Annotated in this window: 4 protein-coding genes; 2 read left to right on the plus strand and 2 right to left on the minus strand. The window is 39.7% G+C overall.

Annotated features, from left to right (window positions below; translation table 11 throughout):
• Positions 1 to 368: 368 nt before the first annotated feature.
• Complete coding sequence (locus tag IQ242_RS15520) at positions 369 to 2,360, minus strand: DUF262 domain-containing protein (RefSeq protein ID WP_193960581.1); 1,992 nt, start codon at positions 2,358 to 2,360, stop codon at positions 369 to 371.
• Positions 2,361 to 2,539: 179 nt separating this feature from the next.
• On the opposite strand from IQ242_RS15520, the gene IQ242_RS15525 reads away from it, so the two are divergent.
• A complete protein-coding gene (locus IQ242_RS15525) occupies positions 2,540 to 3,172 on the plus strand; it encodes a Uma2 family endonuclease (protein WP_193960582.1) in 633 nt (210 codons plus the stop codon).
• A gap of 48 nt (positions 3,173 to 3,220) precedes the next feature.
• Here IQ242_RS15525 and IQ242_RS15530 read toward each other — a convergent pair whose 3' ends face one another.
• Complete coding sequence (locus tag IQ242_RS15530) at positions 3,221 to 4,201, minus strand: ABC transporter ATP-binding protein (RefSeq protein ID WP_193960583.1); 981 nt, start codon at positions 4,199 to 4,201, stop codon at positions 3,221 to 3,223.
• Between the two features lie 274 nt (positions 4,202 to 4,475).
• Here IQ242_RS15530 and dacB point away from each other — a divergent pair, with 274 nt between their 5' ends.
• Positions 4,476 to 5,366, plus strand: coding sequence for a D-alanyl-D-alanine carboxypeptidase/D-alanyl-D-alanine-endopeptidase (gene dacB, locus IQ242_RS15535; RefSeq protein WP_193960584.1), 891 nt, complete (start codon positions 4,476 to 4,478; stop codon positions 5,364 to 5,366).
• The last annotated feature ends 223 nt before the right edge of the window (positions 5,367 to 5,589 follow it).

Consider the following 5,589-nt stretch of genomic DNA (forward strand, 5'->3'; position numbering starts at 1 on the left):
GCCTTGAATAGAGGTTCCTTCTAGGTTCAAAAATTTGTCAAGTATCATAAGTAAAATACTCTGGTTTTTGGCTATTATATCAAATCTTAACTCAATTGTCTATCTTTTGGTATTAACCTGTTTGTGCCGTAAGTGACTACCTGTATGGATTTCAGCTACTTTTGAGCGTAGTTGCTCTCATCGAATTTTATTTTAAGTTAATTATTTGCATAACAATTACCGAAGAGCCATAATCATAATAGATTTATCTCAATAAGCGGTAATCGGAATCTCTCTTACTATACCCTTCTAGCTTCAGAAAAATATCAGGATGGAGCGAGATATAGTAATGCACAAGTTATCCTATTTGTCAAGAGATGGTGGAGTGATTATTTAGGTTCTCTCTCGACTGACCAATCCTCTGAGGATAATCCCATAGTTTCTACTACTTTTACACAAAAATAGTAGATATCTTTGGCGGAAAAATTAGTTTCTACTATAAAAATATTATTTTCAAGTTTTTGAGGTCGGCGAAATTTTGTGTCATCTTTCGATAAAAAGCGAGGAAACTCTAGCACAATCTCTTGAAACTTTTCAGGGTCTAGATCATAGAGAGTATTCAGGGTACAAATTAGTACATCTTTCCAAGTTTTTACTGTTTGTTGTTTACCACGAATAATTAGTTTTTTGGGTTTTGTATCCTTGACAGATGCAGTTTCATTGACTGGCAGCGAATCATCGCCAAAATAACTCCAAATTTTTATAACACGCTCGGCCAAATATTCGGCACGTTGTTCGATATCTTCTTTTTGCCATGAGTTAATACTATCAAAGTATTTATTAATTTCGAGATGGCTGTTATGGAGTTCTTCTTTCTTGTGATAAAAATCTTTATCCGCCAGTTCTCCATTATAAGCCGTCAGGGTTAAATTACCTAAAGTATGCACAAGAAGTTGATGGGTAATATCTGCATCTGTTCCTAAATAATCCCTCCACTTATCATTTAGTTTTTGCGGCATAATATGTTCAATAGTCAGGCGAGAATCACTTAAATCTACAGTTTCTCGATGACCAAAAGATTCTTCGATCGCACCGAGAATAATTTTCGCTTTTTCGCTGCGATTTCCTCCGTATAGTTTGATGGTTATTAACTTTTCTTTAAAATCATTATCTTTTGGGTAGTCTTTCTTTTGAAGAGAGATTTTTAATCTTTTAATAAAAGGTTCAGAGTTTAAAGCAGCATCTTTCTGAACTTGGGAATATAGTAAAGCAAAAGTTTTATTAAGTCCGCGAGTCTGGATACCACAAACAAAACGACGGACAAGAAAGTTTTCAAGGGTTTTTAAAACCTCTATAAAGTCCTTTTCAGATAATTTGCTATTTCCCCAGTCATCATAACAATTTAAAAGAAATGGATAGATAGTAGAGACCTCTAGACGCTGAAAAGAATCGAGATATTTACGAATACCAGAATTATTTTCCAGCCTGGGAGTGATTAGTTTGGCATAATACATGGAAAATGTATATAAGTCCTCTATATAGAGAGCGGGATTATTATCAGCTAGTTTATTTTTAAAGGCAGAATAAATTTCGTTATTTCTAATTTCTGCCCCACTTTTTGATAAATAATGACGGATAAATTCTGTTAAATTATCTCCTAATTTTTCCTGCATCGGCAGCCAGTATCTATCATATAGTGTCTGTTGCTCCTCTTGACGAACCTTCATAAATAAATGATTACGAATTAAATCGGCCTCAGTTAAAGGCTGCCCTGTAGCATTCAAACTTTCAAATACTAGGTAAGGATCGTCGTCATTACCAAGAGTTATATTGACCAAAGATAAGTGATTACAGATAACTTCTGTTAGTTTAGCTAACGAAGATGATTGTTCATTAATCTTTCTTTTAAAAAAGAAATAACACTGGGATATGGTATTTTCTTTGTCGATGATTTTGCCACGGATTACAGACTGAAAATATTCTAGGTCTAACTGAGTAGGTTGAATTTTAAAGTAATCAGAACCTTTTTTAAAGGGATTAACAAGAAATGTTTTGTCAATTTCTGCGCTTAAATCCTGTTCTTGTTGGTCTTTCGCTACGTCTCGCAAAGCAGCAAAGAGCAGAAAAATAGTCGTTAAACGTTGCTGTCCATCAATTAGCAGATATTTATTGACCACGCCGGAGTTAGGCGAAACTTGAGTTTTAACTATCGAACCCATAAAATGGGGACGAGGGTTTTCTTGACCGTATAAATAGCTTATGTCATCCCATAAATCTTCCCAATCTTTCTTTTTCCAACTATAAGTGCGCTGAAATAGTGGAATTATATATTGTGTGTTGCCTTGAATAATTTCTTGAAGAGTAACTACCGATGCTTGCATAGGGGCTAGTATAGGAAGATAGACTGATTATTCCTAGTATTTATCACTCTAACACAGCAATTTGGCACTGTCTAGGATCCTGGCGGTGGCCTAGACCTTGCTAACCCAGCCAACGAATTGCTATATAATACAAATGCCCGCTATTATAGAATTATATTTTTCCCTTTTAACTTAGTCTTATGGTTTCGCAACTAGATAAAACTAACGTCACTGAAATTATCTACCCCGATAGCGATAGTCAACCCATGGCCGATAATACCTTGCAATTTCCTTGGATTACGACAATTAAAACTAATTTAGACTGGCTATTTCGCGAGCAGTCTGATGTATTTGTTGCGGGGGATTTACTTTGGTATCCCGTGGAAAATGATAATAAACTGCGTCAAGCGCCAGATATCATGGTGGTTTTTGGAAGACCAAAAGGGGAAAGAGGTTCCTATCGACAATGGCTAGAAAATAACATTAGTCCCCAGGTGGTTTTTGAAATCCTCTCTCCGGGTAACACCCTCACGGAAATGGCCAAAAAACAGCTATTTTATGACCGTTATGGGGTCGAGGAGTATTATCTTTATGATCCCCATAAAAACGATGCCAGTGGTTGGATAAGAGGCGAAAATCAGCTAGAAATTCTGGAAACTCTCGATAATTGGGTTAGTCCCCGTTTAGGCATTCGTTTTCAGTTAGGAGAACCAGAAATGTTGCTTTTTTATCCCGATGGACAAGCTTTCACCAGCTATAACGAGGAAAAACAACGAGCGGAAAGATTAGCCAACAAACTGCGGGAATTGGGCATTAATCCTGACCAAATCTGAGAGGATGTTTCTTGGCTACTATTAAAAACGGATTTAGTATGAGAGTGCCTATTGACTAGAGGTAATACCGCGCTGACGTAATTGGTCGATAAAAAATTCTTCGAGGGAAGCACGAGCTAAATTAAGACTGATCAAGCGAACATCCATACTAGGCAGGGCAGCCAGAAAAGCATCGGGTTCTCCCTGTAATTGTCCCTGCCAACAATTATCGCGCCAATGCAACCCGAGTATCCATTGCTGTAGTTGCTCCTCCCTACCACCTTGAACAATCACCTGATAGACATCAGCACGACCGAGAATTTGATCAAGGGAACCGACACAGAGTAATTCTCCCCGGGCCAACAGGGCAATGCGATCGCAAATTTGTTCCACATCGGAGAGAATATGAGAGTTAAAAAAGATGGTTTTCCCCTCTTGTTTGAGGGATTGAATAATTTCCCGCACCTGATAGCGACCGATAGGGTCCAGTCCCGACATCGGTTCATCGAAAAAGACTAATTCTGGATCATTGATTAATGCTTGAGCTATACCGATCCGTTGCATCATTCCCTTAGAATATTGACGCAATTGTTTTTTCTGGGCAGTTTTGCGGTCTAATCCCACTAAATCCAATAATTCAGGAATGCGTTTTTTCTGCACAGAAGAGGGAATTTGAAAAATGCCGGCGATTAATTGTAGGAATTCCCAGCCGGTGAGATAGTCGTAGTAGTAGGCATTTTCAGGAAGATAGCCGATGCGTTGCCTGACCGAGCGATCGCCAATTGGTTGACCGAGAATCAAGGCCCGTCCGGAAGTGGGTCGGACAATCCCCAAAAGGGTTTTTAAGAGCGTGGTTTTGCCGGCCCCGTTCGGGCCCAGTAATCCAAAGGTTTCGCCCTCATGGACAATTAAAGTACAGTTTTTCAAGGATTCGATTTTCTTATTTAACCAGAATCCCGTCCGATAAGTTTTTTGTAAGTTTAACGTCTCTAGCACAGTTTGACGGCTGGTATTCGTGATTGTTTTGGAGTCATCTGAGACAGAATACATGAATCTGATATCCCTTTTCCTACACTTTGCTTTTATTATCCCCAAATTGTCAGCAGCAATGTCAACAGTATCAAAATAGCACGATTTTGGAACCCAGAAAAATTCCAACTGGTCTTGAGAAGGGGTATCAGTGCGGGCTATTGCCAGCTTTCTTCTCTGGCATTGATGTGCATTAGCCGCTAAAATCTCTTAGACAGGTAACTTTGACACTTGAGCAGCAACTGGTACAATAGTGCGAACGCTTAAGGAAACCAGACTCTTACACAAACACAGCATGAAACAACTCCTCAATAGCCTCAATTCGCTGACATTGGCCAGTGTAGCCACTATCGCCTTGGCCTACCCTAGCATCGCTCAAGTTAATCTGTCTGTTTATCCCGCTCCTTCCTCGTCGAACGAATCCATAGAATTATACGTTCCCCCGCCAGAAAACAATAACACCAATAATAATACCTGTACTCAATTGATTGGGGCAAATATCGATAAAATTATCGGTCAAGCTCCCAATCAGTGGGGTATATTAATCGAATCTATCGATCGCCAAACGGTTATTTATAGTCATAACGCTGATCGCTATTTTATCCCTGCTTCTAATACAAAGTTATTTACCACGGCTGCCGCTTTACAAGTGATGAACCCGGAAACGACAATTCAAAAAAAATCCCTGCGCGATTGGGTGAATATCACTAATCAGAGAAGTAATAATTTCTACGCTGACACTCTTTTTCGCTTTATCGGCGGTTCTAAAAGTGTTACTGCCATCTTGGCACAATTGGGCATCAATCCCAGTGGTTTTCGTTTAGCCGATGGTTCAGGATTATCCCGCCGTAATACCGCTACTCCCCGCTCGATCGTGGAAATTTTGCGGGTGATGTATTATTCTCCTAATCGCGACACTTTCTATGCTTCCTTACCGGTAGCGGGAATTAGTGGCACCCTGAGAAACCGAATGCGTCAGACGGCCGCTACTGGCACAGTTTACGCTAAAACTGGCACTCTTACCGGTGTGCGGGCCCTATCGGGTTATCTAGAAAACCCCAACCAAGAACCGATGTTATTTAGCATTATCGTTAATAATCAACGGGTTTCCGGACAGGCTCTGGTGAAAGCGATCGATACTATTGTTCTACAGATGACCCAATCTCGTTCCTGTCAAGCTCAGTAGCTCTCCCGTAAAATACCCATTTGTCCTGACAGTTAGTGAAAACCCGATTGGGTAAGGATTTCCCTTATGTCTCCCGACTCCTAACTCCTGAATTCTGGCTCTTCGTTACTTGTTATGGTTCGATAGGGTGGCATAAATCGACTAAATCCTTATCTGGCAAGAGATTGAATTGATTAGTTCGCTCTAGATCAAAAACAATTGACAAAAATCGCCAAATGTCTTT

This window comes from Microcystis sp. LEGE 08355 (assembly GCF_015207185.1).
In the GTDB taxonomy this organism is placed as follows: Bacteria; Cyanobacteriota; Cyanobacteriia; order Cyanobacteriales; family Microcystaceae; genus Microcystis; species Microcystis panniformis.

Bases quoted from the DNA above. Each gene is read 5' to 3' on its own strand.
- IQ242_RS15520 (WP_193960581.1), bottom strand. From the start codon at position 2,360: ATGCAAGCATCGGTAGTTACTCTTCAAGAAATTATTCAAGGCAACACA.
- IQ242_RS15525 (WP_193960582.1), top strand. From the start codon at position 2,540: ATGGTTTCGCAACTAGATAAAACTAACGTCACTGAAATTATCTACCCC.
- dacB (WP_193960584.1), top strand. From the start codon at position 4,476: ATGAAACAACTCCTCAATAGCCTCAATTCGCTGACATTGGCCAGTGTA.
- IQ242_RS15530 (WP_193960583.1), bottom strand. From the start codon at position 4,201: ATGTATTCTGTCTCAGATGACTCCAAAACAATCACGAATACCAGCCGT.